Origin of the sequence: Arenibacter certesii DSM 19833, assembly GCF_000429545.1 — a bacterium.
Lineage (GTDB): Bacteria > Bacteroidota > Bacteroidia > Flavobacteriales > Flavobacteriaceae > Arenibacter > Arenibacter certesii.
This window is the reverse complement of record NZ_AUCB01000026.1, coordinates 42,983-60,091: the sequence shown is the minus strand read 5'-3', so window position 1 is coordinate 60,091 and position 17,109 is coordinate 42,983. Positions and strand designations below refer to the sequence as shown.

At 37.8% G+C, this 17,109-nt stretch carries 11 protein-coding genes; 9 read left to right on the top strand and 2 right to left on the bottom strand.

The annotated features are described in order from the left end of the window. Positions 1–11 precede the first annotated feature (11 nt). A complete protein-coding gene (locus G466_RS0113220) occupies positions 12–2,420 on the bottom strand; it encodes an outer membrane beta-barrel family protein (RefSeq protein WP_026814104.1) in 2,409 nt (802 codons plus the stop codon). 312 nt (positions 2,421–2,732) lie between these two features. Here G466_RS0113220 and lepA point away from each other — a divergent pair, with 312 nt between their 5' ends. Next, entirely contained in the window at positions 2,733–4,529 is a 1,797-nt protein-coding gene (lepA, locus tag G466_RS0113215; protein ID WP_026814103.1) for a translation elongation factor 4, read from the top strand. Between the two features lie 5 nt (positions 4,530–4,534). Next, complete coding sequence (locus tag G466_RS0113210; protein ID WP_026814102.1) at positions 4,535–5,344, top strand: glycoside hydrolase family 16 protein; 810 nt, start codon at positions 4,535–4,537, stop codon at positions 5,342–5,344. 123 nt (positions 5,345–5,467) lie between these two features. On the opposite strand, the gene G466_RS0113205 is transcribed toward G466_RS0113210, so the two are convergent. Then, entirely contained in the window at positions 5,468–7,333 is a 1,866-nt protein-coding gene (locus G466_RS0113205) for a cation:proton antiporter (RefSeq protein WP_026814101.1), read from the bottom strand. Positions 7,334–7,553: 220 nt separating this feature from the next. Here G466_RS0113205 and G466_RS22000 point away from each other — a divergent pair, with 220 nt between their 5' ends. The 7 genes from G466_RS22000 (at position 7,554) to G466_RS0113165 (ending at position 17,100) form a co-directional block, all read left to right on the top strand. Next, a complete protein-coding gene (locus G466_RS22000; protein WP_051315659.1) occupies positions 7,554–9,335 on the top strand; it encodes a monovalent cation:proton antiporter family protein in 1,782 nt (593 codons plus the stop codon). A gap of 112 nt (positions 9,336–9,447) precedes the next feature. Then, entirely contained in the window at positions 9,448–10,308 is an 861-nt protein-coding gene (locus G466_RS0113195) for an MBL fold metallo-hydrolase (RefSeq protein WP_026814100.1), read from the top strand. Position 10,309: 1 nt separating this feature from the next. Further along, entirely contained in the window at positions 10,310–11,197 is an 888-nt protein-coding gene (locus G466_RS0113190; protein WP_026814099.1) for an SMP-30/gluconolactonase/LRE family protein, read from the top strand. A 16-nt stretch (positions 11,198–11,213) separates the two neighbouring features. After that, a complete protein-coding gene (locus G466_RS0113185; RefSeq protein ID WP_026814098.1) occupies positions 11,214–12,845 on the top strand; it encodes a S8 family peptidase in 1,632 nt (543 codons plus the stop codon). Positions 12,846–12,847: 2 nt separating this feature from the next. After that, the gene (locus G466_RS0113180) at positions 12,848–14,728 is read left to right on the top strand and encodes a M1 family metallopeptidase (RefSeq protein ID WP_229797223.1); all 1,881 of its coding nucleotides are present in this window, start codon (positions 12,848–12,850) and stop codon (positions 14,726–14,728) included. Between the two features lie 236 nt (positions 14,729–14,964). Next, positions 14,965–15,363, top strand: coding sequence for a ribonuclease P protein component (rnpA, locus tag G466_RS0113170; RefSeq protein ID WP_026814096.1), 399 nt, complete (start codon positions 14,965–14,967; stop codon positions 15,361–15,363). Positions 15,364–15,468: 105 nt separating this feature from the next. Then, positions 15,469–17,100, top strand: coding sequence for a S41 family peptidase (locus G466_RS0113165; RefSeq protein ID WP_026814095.1), 1,632 nt, complete (start codon positions 15,469–15,471; stop codon positions 17,098–17,100). The last annotated feature ends 9 nt before the right edge of the window (positions 17,101–17,109 follow it).

The following is a 17,109-nucleotide window of genomic DNA, read 5'->3' as shown; positions in this document are numbered from 1 at the left end:
AGCATAGATAACTACAACCTTTCCCTTTCTTCGGTATCTTTATTTTTATAATTGTCCCTAATACCCATATTTCCAAAATTGTACCTAAACCCTAAGGTGAAAGTGCGACTATCTGGTCTGTAATAGGATATATTATATTGATCTCCATAATCCCGGGTATTGTGTAATTTAAACTGATTAAATATATCGCTAACCGTAAGGCTTATATTCGCTTTTTTGCTCCATATATTCTTTTTTAGGGCAATTTCCCAATCAGAATATTCCCTCTGTCTGGAGTTACCCACCACAATTGGGGAAACATAGGTGAAATTTAGATTTGCTGTAAGTGATCTATCTTCTAAAAAGGTAAGGTTGTTTTTAAACTGTACCAATAGCGTCCACAAATTATTATCTATTTGGTTATTAGTATTCCTATCATTAAAACGTTCTGAAGCATAGAAATAAGAAGTCAGCAAATAGGCGTCCCAAGCTTTGACTATTTCTTTTCTGTAGATGAAATCCAGACCATAAGCCAGTTCGCGATCTAAATTGTCCGTTATAAAACGTAATAATTTGCTCTCATTATCCTGGTAAGTAAATAGGCTGATAGCATTTTTATGATATCGATAAAACAGTTCAAGGGTGTAATCTTTATCATACGTATAACTAAATATAGCAGAATTTTTGAATGAAGGTCTTAAGTTCACATTCCCCTCAACTACAGAGTTACTACTCTGAAAAACCTGAAAAGGATTAATGGTACTATAATCGGGCCTTATGATACTTCTTTTATAATTTAATCCAAATCGATGCTTTTCAGTGGGTGTAAATTGAAAAAATACCGTGGGGAACAATTCTAAATAATCTTTTCCAATAACATTTTTATCGAGGCTAAAATCACCTTTGGTTTTTGTATATTCTGCCCTTAAACCCGATTTAAAGGACCAATTCTCCCATTTGGTTTCTACACTGGTATAAGCGGCATATATATTTTCATCATATAAAAACTGGCCATCTTCCATAGGATCTATTCCCGGTTGTTCCCGATTAAATCCTTGTTGAGAAATATCACTTTCAGAACTCGTAAGCGCATATTTAAAGCCCGACTCCAAAATGAAGCTTTCTCCCAATGGGGTACTATAATCCGTCTGTATACTATACAAATCTGTACGTTGTTGGTTTGTGGTACTAAAAGCATTCTCATTCACAATTGTTTTCCTTTCATCATAAAAATCGGTTTCCAACTCCTGATTTTTATCGTAATCGTAAAAAGTATAGTGGGCATTAAAGGCTATTAGAGCCCCCTCATCATTTAACTTGTTTTCATAATCTAAATAAAACGCGGTATTTACTGAAGAAAATTTTGAATCGTTTTTAGTAAAAAAACCTGTACTATTGGGATCATTCGTCTCGCGAATTACTGTTTCTGAATAGTCTCTTCCAACAAATTTTGGGGTAAAAGTGGTGATGGAAGAAAAACTGATAGTATTATTGGTATTTACTTTGTAATCCAAGAAAATACTGGAATTATGTCTTCTCGAGCGATCTATAACTTCTAGGTCCGAGGTCCAGATATCAGTGATAGCTCCATTTTCCATATAATTTGTAATATCCGTATAATTGGTAAGTTCCTTTCTTTGGCTAAAACTGTAATTAAAAGAAGTTTCTAATTTTTCCCCTTTAAAATAATGATTGGTTCCCAGGGTATGTTGCGGGAAATTTCCTTGGGTATACCTATTGAAAACTGCACCATTATAGCCCGCAATCAAATTCTTATTCATGCGTATATTAATCATGGTGCCCCCTTCAGCATCGTATTTTGCAGGAGGAGCTGTTATCACTTCTATTGCCTGAACTCCATTGGCAGAGGTGCCATTTAAGAGGTTTAGGATGTCTTCTTGCGGTAGATTTACTTTCTTATCGTTAATTAGTACCTGAACCCCTTTTTCACCCTTCACGGTTATTTCGTTGTTCATAATAAATACACTGGGGGTACTTTTTAATGCCTCCCAAATATTAGATTCTGAAAGTGCCGTATTCCCAATGTTAAAAACAAGTCGATCTACCTTTTGTTCCAAGGTAGGTTTTTGAAAGACTACTACCACCTCATCAAGGGCCTGGGCCTCACTATCTACGGAAACCAACCCTATATCTATGTTTGATTGCACGTCTATCTTTATAAATTGGGAATGGTTTCCCATGTAACTTGCTTTTAATAGATAGGCAGCTGCAGGTATTTGATCAACGGAAAAGAATCCAATCTCATCGGTTACTGAACCCTTCACAAAACTAGTGTCCGCCGCAGTATATAATAGAATATTTGCAAACGAGATCTCGGAATTGTCAGTATGGATTACTGTACCGGAAACCTTAAACTCCTGTGCACGGATAGGAACACTTAATAAAAGATAGAAGAGAAAAGAGAGAATATAATTTTTCACGAAACAAAGTTTCCCAAGTTAAAAATAAATAAAGTTAACTTTATATTTATATACAGCAAGGCTTAACGCTGCTTTTTGTAGTAAAAGTCAACACTGGTCCAAAAGATAGATGAAGGAATCAAAAATACGGAATTGTAATATATACTGATCGTACAACCTCCTAAAGCTCTGTATTATTTTTAATTTAAAAATCGTTGATAAAGTCTATCTTTGCCATGACTTCCAGTCTTGGAGCACCATCTTAATGGCAGACCAAGGGAAATGGGATGATGAAACGTTGAGACAAATTCAGCGAATGTAAATTAGGCATAGATGAAGAACATACGGAACTTTTGCATTATTGCACATATTGATCACGGAAAAAGTACACTAGCGGATAGGTTATTGGATTTTACTGGGTCCGTTACTGAACGAGAAAAACAAAATCAACTTTTGGATAGTATGGATCTTGAGCGGGAACGCGGGATTACCATTAAAAGCCACGCCATTCAAATGGATTATGTTTATAAGGGTGAAAAATATGTCCTCAACTTGATCGATACGCCTGGGCATGTGGACTTTTCTTATGAAGTGTCCCGTTCCATTGCGGCCTGTGAAGGAGCTTTATTGGTGGTAGATGCAGCACAGAGTATACAGGCCCAAACCATTTCCAATCTATATTTGGCCTTAGAAAACGACTTGGAAATTATCCCTGTATTGAACAAGGTAGATCTTCCTAGTGCTAATGTAGAAGAAGTAACTGACGATATTGTAGAACTCTTGGGCTGTAAGCCAGAAGAGGTTATCCCCGCATCGGCTAAATCTGGTTTGGGAATAGAAGAAATATTAACTGCTATAATAGAGCGAATCCCAGCACCAAAAGGAAATGTGGACGAATCTTTACAGGCCTTGGTATTCGATTCTGTTTATAATCCGTTTAGGGGCGTAGAAACTTATTTTAGAGTAATAAATGGTGAAATTAAAAAAGGTCAAAAAATAAAATTTGTTGCAACTAATAGGGATTACTTTGCCGATGAGGTGGGGACTTTAAAGTTGGTACAACATCCTAAACAAAGTATAAAAGCTGGGGATGTGGGTTACCTAATCACTGGAATAAAAGAGGCAAGGGAAGTAAAAGTAGGGGACACCATTACTGATGCTGCAAGCCCTACAAAAAATCCTATTGGAGGATTTGAGGATGTGAAACCAATGGTATTTGCTGGTATCTATCCCGTAGACACAGAAGATTACGAAGATCTGCGTTCTTCCATGGAAAAACTCCAGCTTAACGATGCTTCCTTGGTTTTTTTGCCAGAAAGTAGTGCAGCCCTAGGTTTTGGTTTTCGATGTGGATTCTTAGGAATGCTTCATATGGAAATCATTCAGGAAAGATTGGAAAGGGAGTTCAACATGACCGTAATTACCACGGTTCCCAACGTTAGTTATTTTGCTTATACCCGTAAAGATCCAGAAGTAGCTGTAATTGTTAATAATCCATCGGATCTTCCCGATCCTTCTACTTTGGACCATGTAGAGGAACCGTATATTAAGGCCACCATTATTACTAAGTCCGACTATGTGGGCAACGTAATGTCACTTTGTATAGACAAAAGAGGTCAGATTACCAATCAGACGTATTTAACTACAGATAGGGTAGAACTTAATTTTGATATGCCCTTAGCTGAAATCGTGTTCGATTTTTACGATAGGTTAAAAACAGTCTCAAAAGGATACGCATCCTTTGATTATACTCCAATTGGAATGAGGACTTCCAAATTAGTGAAGGTAGATATCTTATTGAACGCACAACCAGTAGATGCTCTATCTGCATTAATACACGCCGATAACGCAGCCCATATTGGCAAGAAAATGTGTGAGAAACTTAGGGAGCTAATACCAAGACAACAATTTGATATTCCTATACAGGCGGCTATTGGAGCTAAAATTATTTCCAGAGAAACTATTAAAGCTTTAAGAAAAGACGTAACCGCCAAGTGTTATGGTGGGGATATTTCCAGAAAAAGAAAATTACTGGAAAAGCAGAAGAAAGGTAAGAAAAGAATGAGACAGGTCGGTAATGTGGAAATCCCGCAGGAGGCATTTATGGCCGTACTTAAATTAAACGACTAATAATTATGACCTCCACAACCTGTAAAGTTTATAGTTTATTAGTTTGTGGCCTATTTTTATTTTTAGGTTGTGGCGGATCCAAGAATGCCACAGAAGAGCAGAGCAGTTGGAAACTGATCTGGGAAGAACATTTCGAAAAAGATGATTATTTGGATGCGGCAAAATGGAACGTCATAGAAAGGAATTCAGCGGACTGGGGCAACTATATGTCCCCTCATGAGGATTGCATCCATATAAAGGATGGTAAACTCTATCTACGCGGTATCGTTAATCCAGATCGTAGTATAGATACCGTGCCCTACCTAACAGGGGGAGTATCTACAAAGGGTAAATTTGCCTATCAATACGGGAAAATAGAAATAAAAGCTAAGTTAGAAAGTGCCCAAGGTGCTTGGCCTGCACTATGGATGTTGGCAGACCAACCAAAATATGGGGCCTATCCCAAAAATGGGGAAATAGACCTTATGGAGCGTTTAAGTTTTGAAGAAAAAATATTTCAGACTGTTCACTCCTACTACACCTTGGAACTTAAACAAAAATCTATTCCGCCACATTCTAACACGGTAGCTGTAAACCCAGAAAAATATAATGTTTATGGGATGGAATGGTTCCCAGATAAATTAGTGTTCACCCTTAATGGAAAAGAGACTTTTATTTACCCTAAACTAGAGGATGTAGACCCAAGTCAATGGCCTTTTGATCAGCCCTTTTATTTTATGCTAGATATGCAGTTAGGTGGATCTTGGGTAGGGAAAGTAGACCCAAAAGATTTGCCCGTACAAATGATTATTGATTGGGTGAAAGTATATCAGTAAGCTCTTTGTTATTTAAAAACACACCCCGTTTATTAGATTTTAACCTTTGTAAAACAGTCTTTATAAAATAGAAAACCATAATCGGTTCAATGTATCTAGTATTGGCAATTACGCATTTAAGCCTTAATTTATATCAGTATCTATTTTATCCTCTTCCGGCTCCATATCCACTTCCATTTTTTTCCCAAGATATACCAGTTTGCTTCCCTCTGCTATATCCTCAAAATCAGTGCTAAACGATGAAATAATCTTTAAATCCCCATCAAGCCCTTTAAAGAATAATGGAACAATATCTCTATCCGCTTTGGTGATTTCAATTAATCCCTCATAATGCTCTTTATCTTTTAACTCAATTTCATTTATAACCGGATATCTCCTTGCTGTTTCCGTTAACTTAACATAATCATCGGTATGGGAAAACAATCCTTCTTTGGGGTTATTGTCCGGATTGCTCATCTCCTCGGAATTAATGAGTCGAAACGCACCATTTTCCCCAAATTGTTTTTTAAAGGTATTCACAGCGTATTTGTTAATGTCCGAGTTGCCGGTCAGTGCCATGAGGTAACCAATATCACTCAATTCTAAATCGTCAGTAAGCGCATCGGAATAAATACTGGCTACAAAAGCTTCTAGGCCAAGACCTTTAGCGCTATCAATATTGGTTTTGTTATTATCAATTAAAACCACATGCCTATTGTTCTTTTTAAGATAACTACCTATTAATCTAGATACCGAAGATGCCCCAACAATTAAAATTCCTTCGGACTTCTCCAAATACACTCCCAATAATTTAGCCATAAGGCGGGCAGTGGAAGCGTTTAGCAATACCGTTCCCAATACAATCATAAATACCAGAGGTGTTATATATTCCGCACCAGGTTCTCCTCTTAAAATTAATTTTGATCCAAATAGCGAGGCGATTCCTGCAGCAACAATTCCCCTTGGCCCTACCCAACTAATAAATACCTTTTCCTTTACTTTAAGATTAGACCCCATGGTACTCAAGAATACTCCCAAAGGCCTGATCACAAAAACTACAATGGCGAAAAGTAGCAATGTTTGAGGGGTATACAATAACTTCAATTCCGATATATTCATACTTGCTGAAAGAAGAATGAACAACATAGAAATTAAGAGTATGCTAAGGGACTCCTTAAAATAGAGCAATTCTTTTATATTGGGTAACTGCGTGTTTCCCATTACCATACCCATAACCACCACGGCAAGTAGGCCGGATTCATGCGCAAAAAGCTCAGCAATCACAAAAACTGAAAGTACTACGGATAGGGATACCACATTTAATAAATAATGCGGAACATAATTCCTCTTTATGACCTGAGTTAAGGCGTGTGCAAAAGTGAAACCAAAGGTGAAGCCTAACAACAAAACCTTTACAAACTCCAACAAACCTGTTTGGGTATAACCCTGTCCTTCTCCAATACTTATAAACTCAAATACCAATACCGCCACTAATGCTCCTATAGGGTCTATCAGTATTCCTTCCCATTTCAATACTGCTGATAGATCTTTTTTCAACGGAATATTCCTAAGAATAGGTGTAATAACCGTTGGACCAGTGACAATAATCAATGCAGAAAATAAAAATGAAATTTGCCATGATAAATTAAATATAAGATGAGCTGCGGTGCCCGCTAAGAAAAAGGTTACTGCGCTTCCCACCGTAATCAACTTTGTAATTACGGGACCTACTCTTGCTACCTCCGACCGTTTTAGGGTAAGTCCGCCTTCAAAAAGAATAACACCAATGGCCAGCGAGACAAAATGATATAGGCTTTCCCCTAAAAATAATCCCTCCTTCTCATTCCATATAGGTCTAATTAATTTAGTGCCATCTTCTGTAAACAATGTAGCTATTGGACCTACTAAGAGTCCAATAAGAATCAGTGGCAAAATAGCGGGTAATTTAAAACGCCATGCTACCCACTGTGCTATAATACCTAGAACAACTATTCCTGCAAGCTCTACCATAAATCTGTTTGGGACAATATAAGTTTAAAAATGGTAAAAATATTAGTCTAAAGGGAAAAAACATGGATCAACGCCAACAAATTCGTAAAAGTGACAATAATTTTGAACCCAATAATGAAGTGTAAATTATGGAGAAGAAATCCATTATTTTGTATGGTTACTTTGTGAATTAGCATTATTTAGGTATTTTCCCGACCAATTTTTTCATATCTTCTATCTTATGGCAGAACTACAAATCTTAAATCTTCTTCTTGTTTTAATTGCCGCCTGGGTAGGTGGAATGGTTGCAAAACGAGTAGGTTTTCCTCCTATCCTAGGTGAATTGTTAATTGGTATTTTACTTGGTCCCGCTTTACTGGGCATTTTAGAAACCTCGGAAGCCCTTAATACTTTGGCAGAAGTAGGTATTCTTTTTCTGATGGCCTATATCGGAATGGAAATCAATTTTAAAGATTTAGGAAAAGCTTCATGGGCAGGATTACTTGCTGCCATAGGTGGATTTGTAGTTCCTTTTGCGCTGGGTTATTATACCATTATAATTTTTGATGGTACCCAGATTGCCGCGCTTTTTGTAGGTATTGCTGTTGGGGTAACCTCCTTGGCCACAAAAAGTAGAATTTTGGTAGACCTTAAACTTCTGGATACTAGAATAGCTTATGTACTTATGGCCGGAGCGTTAATATCCGACACCTTGGCTTTGGTAATTTTTGCTGGGATAATTGGTTTTGTAGATGTAGGAAGTGTAGACGCTGCCGGGTTGACTTGGGTAGCAGGAAAAGCAATTCTATTTTTTGCAGCAGCCACCTTAATAGGGATCTATGGTTTTCCACTCTTAGGTAAATTGTTGTCCAAAACAAAAACAATTAACCGTACATTTCATTTTACTATAATGGTCATCATTGTATTGGCCTTTTCTGAACTTGCCGAAATTGCTGGTCTCCATGGTATTCTAGGGGCCTTTATGGCGGGTCTCTTTATTAGGGAAGGGGTGTTTTCTAGAAACGTTTTAAAGGATGTAACCATTGTCTTCCATGACATGTCCATTGGATTTCTAGCTCCTATTTTCTTTGTTACCGCTGGGTTTCACGTTAGCTTGGAGGTCTTCCAAACCGATCTTGTTCTTTTAATATTAATTATTGCAGGAGCCGTGATTGGAAAGATTGTAGGGACCGCCTTGTTTTATCTCCCTAGCGGCTACGGATGGCGAGAGGGGATCACCATAGGAACAGGTATGAACGGGAGGGGAGCCGTAGAAATTATCATAGCAGGTATAGGCCTCCAAATGGGAATTATCACCACAGAAATATTCTCCATATTGGTATTCATGGCCATTTCTACCACACTTACAGTTCCCTTATTCTTAACATGGACTACTAATTGGTTACGAAAAAGAGGGGAATTGGTAAAACAAGACACTAGAAAAGGATATTTAATCCTTGGCGCCAATCCCTTAGGACTATATATTGCTAAACAACTTAAGGAACACCATGAGGTGGTCTTAATAGATTCTAATAAAGAGCTAATACACGAGGCCAATGAGCAGGGGGTAACCGCAATACACGGAAATGCTTTAAAAGAAGATACTTTTGAAATGGCCAATGCCATTGATAAAAATACCTTTATTGCGCTCACTGGGAATAGCGAGATCAATCTGCTTGCTACCCAACTAGCAAATAATTCCTTTTATATCCCCAATAAAATAGTGTTGATGTCGCCAGATGAAAACGCAGCAGGAGTAAATCTTCTAGATCCTATGGACGCTTCTTCTCTATTTGCCAATAAAACCGATATGGCTCCATGGGCATATAAAATATCGGCCAATGAATTTAAGGAAAACATAGAAACTGTGGAAAGCGATAGTACCACAAGGGAATGGGTAAAGGAACGCGGTAAAAATAAAGATATTCTTCCTATTTTAATTGTAGATGAAAATGGTCATAAGCGTCCCTTCCATTTTAAAGATAATATTAGTGCCAATGAAAAGGTTATTTATCTGGAATAGTAGGTTTTACAATACTCAATTTCTTGAAAAATGTTAAAAAACCACTAATAAAATAGGGTTTTCAACAATATACTTACTCCTTTTGTTAATTTGCACGGATTAAGTATTTTCGATGAAACTATACCCCATAGAAACAGGAAATTTTAAGTTGGATGGTGGGGCCATGTTCGGTGTTGTTCCAAAATCAATTTGGAACAGAACCAATCCGGCCGACGCCAATAACATGATTGATCTTGCAGCCCGATGCCTCCTGATAGAGAATGGCGACCGCTTAATTCTAATTGATACTGGAATGGGTAATAAGCAATCAGAAAAATTCTTTGGCTATTATTACCAATGGGGCGATCATACTTTAGACCGTTCCCTAAAAAAACACGGCTTTCACAGAGATGATATTACCGATGTTTTTATGACCCACCTTCATTTTGACCATTGTGGAGGAAGCGTGCAATGGAACAAGGACAGAACAGGCTATGAACCTGCCTTTAAAAATGCAACTTTCTGGTCTAATAAAGCTCACTGGGACTGGGCTACCAAACCCAACTTTAGGGAAAAAGCATCGTTTTTAACCGAAAACTTATTGCCTATGCAAGAAAGTGGGCAATTGCGATTCGTTAGTAGAAACGAAACTGATTTTATTGAAAAATCGGAACTCGATTTTGGGATACTATTTGTAGACGGACATACCGAAAAACAAATGTTACCCCATATATCCTACCAGGGAAAAACATTGGTCTTTGTTGCAGACCTGCTCCCTACCGTAGGCCATATTCCTCTTGCCTATGTTATGGGGTACGACACCCGGCCCCTATTAACGCTTTCAGAAAAAGCTCGTTTTTTGGATACCGCCGTAAAAAATGAGTATTACCTATTTATGGAACACGACGCCCATAACCAAGTCTGTACTTTGCAGCATACAGAAAAAGGAGTCCGTTTAAAAGAAACACATAACTTTGCCCATATTTTTGAATAATATGATCCGCCTAACCATTTTTACCATTACTTGCCTTTTTGTACTTACTAATTGTAATCCAAAACAAAAACACAGTACTGATTTTACAGCAGAATATGTATTTACCAAAGGGATAGAAGGTCCCGCAGTAAATGCCAATGGTGATCTCTTTGCCGTTAATTTTGAGGAAGAAGGTACTATAGGAATCGTAGACCAAAATGGAAAAGGAAAAATATACCTAACCTTACCCGAGGGAAGTATAGGAAACGGAATCCGTTTTGACACCCACGGGAATATGTTTATTGCAGATTATAAAGGCCATAAAGTATATCGGGTAAAAAAAGGAAGCAAAACACCTGAAGTTTGGGCTCAAGATTCTATACTTAATCAGCCTAACGATTTAGCCATAGCACCAAATAACACCATTTATCTTAGCGATCCCAATTGGAAAGAAGGCAGTGGCAGGATTTGGATGGTAGACCAGAATAGAAAAATACAACTCTTAGAAGATAATATGGGAACTACTAACGGCATAGAGGTGAGTCCAGATGGGCGTAAGCTATATGTGAACGAATCGGTACAGCGGAAGGTCTGGGAATATGATATTAAAGAGGATGGCACCATACACCAAAAAAAGGAGTTTCTTGCTTTCGATGATTTTGGTATGGATGGGATGCGATGCGATATTAAGGGGAACTTATACATTACCCGATACGATAAAGGCTCCGTGGTGGTAGTAGATAAAAGCGGAAAAATAATATCGGAAATTCAACTGAAAGGAAAAAAACCTTCCAATATTGCTTTTGGAGGCCAAGACGGTAAAACCTGCTTTGTAACCATGGCAGATCGTGGTAGTATAGAAACCTTTAGAGCGGAATATCCTGGCAGATCCTTCAATAAAAACGAATAAATTAACTTAACAACAAATGACGATGACATTTAACAAATCTATGTTGGCCATAATGGCCTCCTTTCTCCTTTTTGGTTGCGGTGGAACCGCCCTTGTTTCAACCCCAATTGAAAATATAGATACCCTCCCACTAAAAACCGCTGAACTAACCGAGGCGGAGAAAAAGAACTGGGGACATTTAGATCTGCTTACAGATACTATCCCAGGAATGAGTGTAGATAAGGCGTATGCTGAGATAATTAAAGATAAAAAAGGAAAAACAGTAGTTGTAGCTGTATTGGACGCGGGAATGGACTTAACTCATGAGGACCTTAAAAATGTACTTTGGGTAAACGAAAAAGAAATTCCCGGTAATAATATTGATGACGACAATAATGGTTATGTAGATGATATTCACGGCTATAACTTTTTAGGAGATTCCTATAACGAGCAGTTAGAAATGGCTAGAATTGTTGCCCTTAACCTAGGTGATGCAGCTTTACAAGCAAGAGCCAAGGAAAACTTGGAGAAGGATTACGATAAAGCTTTACAAAACAAACAGCGATATGAGCAAATCTATCAGGCTGTTAAAAATGCAGATTCTGACGTAAAGGAATTGTTAGGAAAAGATACCTACACCAAAAAAGACCTAGCGACAATAAAGCCAGAAAATGAAGCTATGATGGGCAATGTGGGAATATTAACCCAAATGTTAACTATTAAGGATTCCATTTCCGAGGTATTAAAGGATTTGAACAACGGTATTACCTATTTCTCGGACCAGTTGAATTATAACCTAAACGTAGATTTTAACGGTAGAGAAATAGTTGGTGACGATCCTTATGATATTACCGATACCAACTACGGAGACGGAAATCCTCAAAGCAGGTTGGAAGATGAAAGTCACGGTACCCATGTGGCCGGTATTATTGGAGCCGAAAGAAATAACGGAAAAGGAGCCAATGGTGTTGCTAACAATGTGAAATTAATGAGTATCCGTGCAGTACCTAATGGAGATGAATACGATAAGGATATTGCTTTAGGGATTAGATATGCAGTAGACAACGGTGCCAGAATTATCAATGGTAGTTTTGGAAAATCTTTTTCACCAAATGCAGAATGGGTATATGATGCTATTAAATACGCAGCAGAAAACGATGTGCTTTTTGTACATGCCGCAGGAAATTCTAGTCAAGACTTAGACGATCCAAAAAACCCTAACTTTCCTAACGACCAAATAAACAACGGTCCAGAAATGGCCGATAACGTTATTACTGTAGGAGCGTTAACCAGCAAGTACGGATCGGAAATGGTAGCTTCATTTTCCAATTACGGTGCAATAAACGTAGACGTTTTTGCCCCTGGAAGTGCTATTTATTCTACTATGCCAGAAAGTAAATATGATTTTCAAGGCGGTACTTCCATGGCAGCTCCCGCTGTGGCCGGAGTAGCAGCATTAATTATGTCTTACTATCCCGATTTATCTGCTTCGCAGGTGAAGAAAATAATTATGCAGTCTGGTCTTTCCTCTAAATCGAAAGTATCGGTAGGTGGCGATGATAATAAGTCTATGGATTTTAAAGATATTTCTAAATCCGGAAAAATGGTAAATGCCTATAACGCCCTTATAATGGCCGAGGCTGTTTCTAAAGGCAAATTAAAATTATAAGAATGATGAAGTATAGTAAAGGACTTTTAGCAGGTTTAATCATTGCGCTCTGTGGACTGACCTCCACAATTAAGGCGCAGGGAAACACCTCCTATTGGCAACAACATGTAGATTATACCATGGACGTATCCATGGATGTGAAAAACTATCAATTTACTGGAACTCAAAAATTGGTATACACCAATAACTCTCCGGACGAATTGACGAGAGTATATTACCATCTCTACTTTAACGCCTTTCAACCAGGTAGTGAAATGGATGTACGCTTACAAAGTATTCCAGATCCAGACCGTAGAATGATGCACGAAGGGAAAAGTAGAATCGCTACCCTAAGTCCAGACGAGATTGGTTACTTACGCGTATCACAACTTAATCAAGATGGGCAACCTGTTACGTTTAAGGAAGAAGGGACTATCTTGGTGGTTAGCCTAAACAAGCCCATTCCAGCAGGAGGCAAGGCTACTTTTGACATGTCGTTTACTGGGCAGGTTCCTGAACAAGTAAGACGTAGCGGTAGAAATAGCAGTGAAGGCATAGCGCTCTCCATGAGCCAGTGGTATCCAAAAATGGCAGAATACGATTTTGAAGGCTGGCATGCTACTCCCTATATTGGACGTGAGTTTCATGGGGTTTGGGGAGATTATGACGTAAAGATAACCCTAGACAAAAACTATACTGTTGGGGGTACCGGTTACCTGCAAAACGCACAAGAAGTAGGTCATGGTTATGAAACGCCTGGATCTAAGGTGAAAAGAGTAAAGGGAAAAACCCTTACTTGGCATTTTAAAGCCCCGCAAGTACACGATTTTATGTGGGCAGCTGATCCAGAATATATTCACGATATCGTGCAAATGGAGAACGGTCCAACCCTACATTTCCTATATAAGGACAACAAGGAAATTTTGGAAAACTGGAAAAACCTTCAGCCAAAAACGGTGGAAGCGATGGAGTTTTTCAATAATAACCTAGGAGAATATCCCTATGATCAATACTCTGTTATCCAAGGTGGAGACGGTGGTATGGAATATGCCATGGGTACACTTATTACAGGAGAAAGAACAATTGGAAGCCTAGTAGGGGTCATGGTTCACGAGTTGGCACACTCTTGGTTTCAGCACGTATTGGCCACTAACGAGACCAAACATGAATGGATGGATGAAGGATTTACTTCCTTTATTTCTAGTTTGTGCATGAACTTGATTATGGATCAGAAAAAGGAAAATCCTTTTGAAGGATCTTACAATAGCTATTATAGACTTATAGAAGCAGGGGAAGAGCGACCACAGACAACACATGCCGATAGATACGACCTTAATTTTTCCTATAGTGTAGCTGCCTATAGTAAAGGTGCAATTTTCCTTTCCCAATTGGGCTATATAATTGGACAGGACAAGCTTATGGAAACCTTGCGTAAATATTATGAGGATTTTAAATTTACCCATCCTACACCAACCGATTTTATTAGAACAGCCGAAAAAGTGTCCCATATGGAATTAAACTGGTACCTTACAGATTGGACACAGACCACAAACACTATAGACTATGGTATTAAGGAAGTTGTAGCAGAAGGAGATAAGACTAAGATAAGTTTGGAACGCATTGGGTCCATGCCTATGCCCATAGACATTTTTGTAATCTATAATGATGGTACCCAAGAAACACTTTACGCACCGCTTAGGATGATGTACGGTGAGAAGGAAAACCCATATCCAACTCTTAAAAGGACTGTATTACAAAACTGGCCCTGGGCTTACCCAAACTACAGTTTTGAGCTAAACAAGCCTTTAAATAGTATTAAAGCGATTGTTATAGATCCATCCCAGTTGATGGCGGACATTAATTTTGAAAATAATTTCTGGCAGGCAACGCAAAACGTTGAATAGAATTTCTAATAGAAATTAGTACCAACATTATTTTTTATAGGGATAAGCATTTTTACCAATTAATATGGATAAAAAACTTATCCCTATATTATTTTTAGCATCGATAGGGGATAAGTCTACCATTATACGGTAAATTGGGAGCACTCATAATCCCTACAATACCTTGGAAAATTAAGTCTTTTAATATTAAAAGTAATCATAAGGAAACACTGTTGCCACTAGAGAAAATATTAAGTATGGAACCTAAGAAATTTTCCCTCCCAACAAAAGAGAAACTAAAGAGCAAAAAACTAATTGAAAAGTTATTTGCCGAGGGTAGATCCATTACCCAATATCCCATTAGACTAATATACCTGAAAATTGATTTTGAGGATGATGCCCATTGTAAGGTAGGAGTAACCGCTTCCAAAAGAAATTTTAAGAGTGCGGTAAAAAGAAATCGTATAAAAAGATTGATGCGGGAAGGATATAGACTAAATAAACACCTGATTTTTAACAACAACGAAAACCAATTTGCGTTTATGTTTTTATATCTTGGTAAAGAGATGCCCGTACAGACAAAAATATCGGATACTATGATTCGGTTGATGACAAAGTTTGCAGCGGAACATACTAAAGCAGATAAAAAAGAATAATACAGGTGAATTACGCATAACCGAAAGCTGATGACTAGGAGGTAAGAGGTTTAGTCGATGAATGCCATTAGATAAGTTTACATATAAAAAAATAAATAGCTACCTATGAAAAGGATATTACTAAAGCGAGTGCTTATTCCCGTAATTGCCATTGCTTTTTTAATTGCAGGAAGTAGTTTTAAAGGCGATTTTTTTGAAATTGCCAAGCAGATCGAAATTTTCACCACACTATTCAAAGAATTAAATATGAACTATGTGGATGAAACCAATCCAGCTGAGTTGATGGACACTGCAATTAAGAACATGCTAGAAGAATTGGATCCCTATACCAAGTTCCTCAACGAACAAGATGTAGAAACCTTCAAAATAAATAATCAAGGAAAATATTCTGGAATAGGGGCCGTGGTCCGTAGTTTTAAGGATAAAATTCTCATTATAGAACCTTATGAGAATTATCCAGCGGATAAGGCTGGTTTAAAAGCAGGGGACGAAATAATTAAAATTGGTGATCTTACCGTTTCCCAAATTCAGGACAATGCAGATGAACTTCTAAAAGGGGCTAACAATACTAGTGTAGAAGTTACCTATCTAAGACAAGGTCAGACCAAGACCACCATCATAAATAGGGAAGCCATAGAGGTAGATGCCGTACCTTTTTATAAAATGATAAATGGCAATACTGGCTATATTGTCTTATCTAAATTCAATCAAAAAGCAACAAAACAAACCAAGGAGGCACTCTTAGATCTTAAGAATAATGGAGCTAACAATATAATACTGGATTTACGGGATAATCCTGGTGGATTATTAACCGAAGCCATTAACATAACCAACCTATTTATCCCTAAAGGGGAACTTGTGGTAACTACCAAATCCAAAGTGAAAAAATTTAATAGGGAATACAAAACCACCAATCAGCCTGTTGATACAGAAATACCCTTAGTAGTTTTAGTAAATGGGAGAAGTGCTTCTGCTAGTGAAATAGTATCGGGAAGTTTACAGGATTTAGACAGGGCAGTTATTGTTGGAGCAAGGAGTTTTGGAAAAGGATTGGTACAACGTCCTTTAAAACTTACCTATGGTACCCAATTAAAAGTTACCATCTCTAGATACTATACGGCCTCAGGGAGATGTATCCAATCTTTGGATTATTGGAACAGGGACGAAGACGGAAATGCACTTAAAAACACCAAATTTCAAGACTTTACCACCAAAAACGGAAGAAAGGTTCAGGATCGTGGCGGTGTTTTGCCAGATATCGAAATTGCCACATCTAAAACAAATGCGCTTACCCAATCCTTGATTAACGATAATCTGATTTTTGATTTTGCAACGGATTATTTTTACAAAAATACTTTTGATGAAGTATCCGATTTTAATATTGGCGAAAGTGAATATGAAAATTTTAAGTCTTATGTTGCTAAAAGTAGTTTTGAGTTTGAAACCAAGGCAGAGAAGGCATTAAAGGAAGTGATGGCAAGCGAAGAAAGCAACTTATACAGCTCGGAGGTGACCGATAATTACAAATCCCTTTTGATGGCCATGAACAAGGATAAGACTGCTGCCTTGGAAAAATATAGAAAAGAGATTCAAAAGAATTTAGAAGACGAAATCCTCAAAAGATACTTCTATAGAAACGGACTTTATGAATATCACTTACTCCATGACGAAGCAATACTAACTGCAACGGCATTGTTAAAGGATAATTCAAAATACAAGGAAATCTTAGGGTACTAAACTATATAC

Bases quoted from the DNA above. Each gene is read 5' to 3' on its own strand.
- G466_RS0113205 (WP_026814101.1), bottom strand. From the start codon at position 7,333: ATGGTAGAGCTTGCAGGAATAGTTGTTCTAGGTATTATAGCACAGTGG.
- rnpA (WP_026814096.1), top strand. From the start codon at position 14,965: ATGGAACCTAAGAAATTTTCCCTCCCAACAAAAGAGAAACTAAAGAGC.
- G466_RS0113165 (WP_026814095.1), top strand. From the start codon at position 15,469: ATGAAAAGGATATTACTAAAGCGAGTGCTTATTCCCGTAATTGCCATT.
- G466_RS0113195 (WP_026814100.1), top strand. From the start codon at position 9,448: ATGAAACTATACCCCATAGAAACAGGAAATTTTAAGTTGGATGGTGGG.
- G466_RS22000 (WP_051315659.1), top strand. From the start codon at position 7,554: ATGGCAGAACTACAAATCTTAAATCTTCTTCTTGTTTTAATTGCCGCC.
- G466_RS0113185 (WP_026814098.1), top strand. From the start codon at position 11,214: ATGACGATGACATTTAACAAATCTATGTTGGCCATAATGGCCTCCTTT.
- G466_RS0113210 (WP_026814102.1), top strand. From the start codon at position 4,535: ATGACCTCCACAACCTGTAAAGTTTATAGTTTATTAGTTTGTGGCCTA.
- G466_RS0113180 (WP_229797223.1), top strand. From the start codon at position 12,848: ATGATGAAGTATAGTAAAGGACTTTTAGCAGGTTTAATCATTGCGCTC.
- G466_RS0113190 (WP_026814099.1), top strand. From the start codon at position 10,310: ATGATCCGCCTAACCATTTTTACCATTACTTGCCTTTTTGTACTTACT.
- lepA (WP_026814103.1), top strand. From the start codon at position 2,733: ATGAAGAACATACGGAACTTTTGCATTATTGCACATATTGATCACGGA.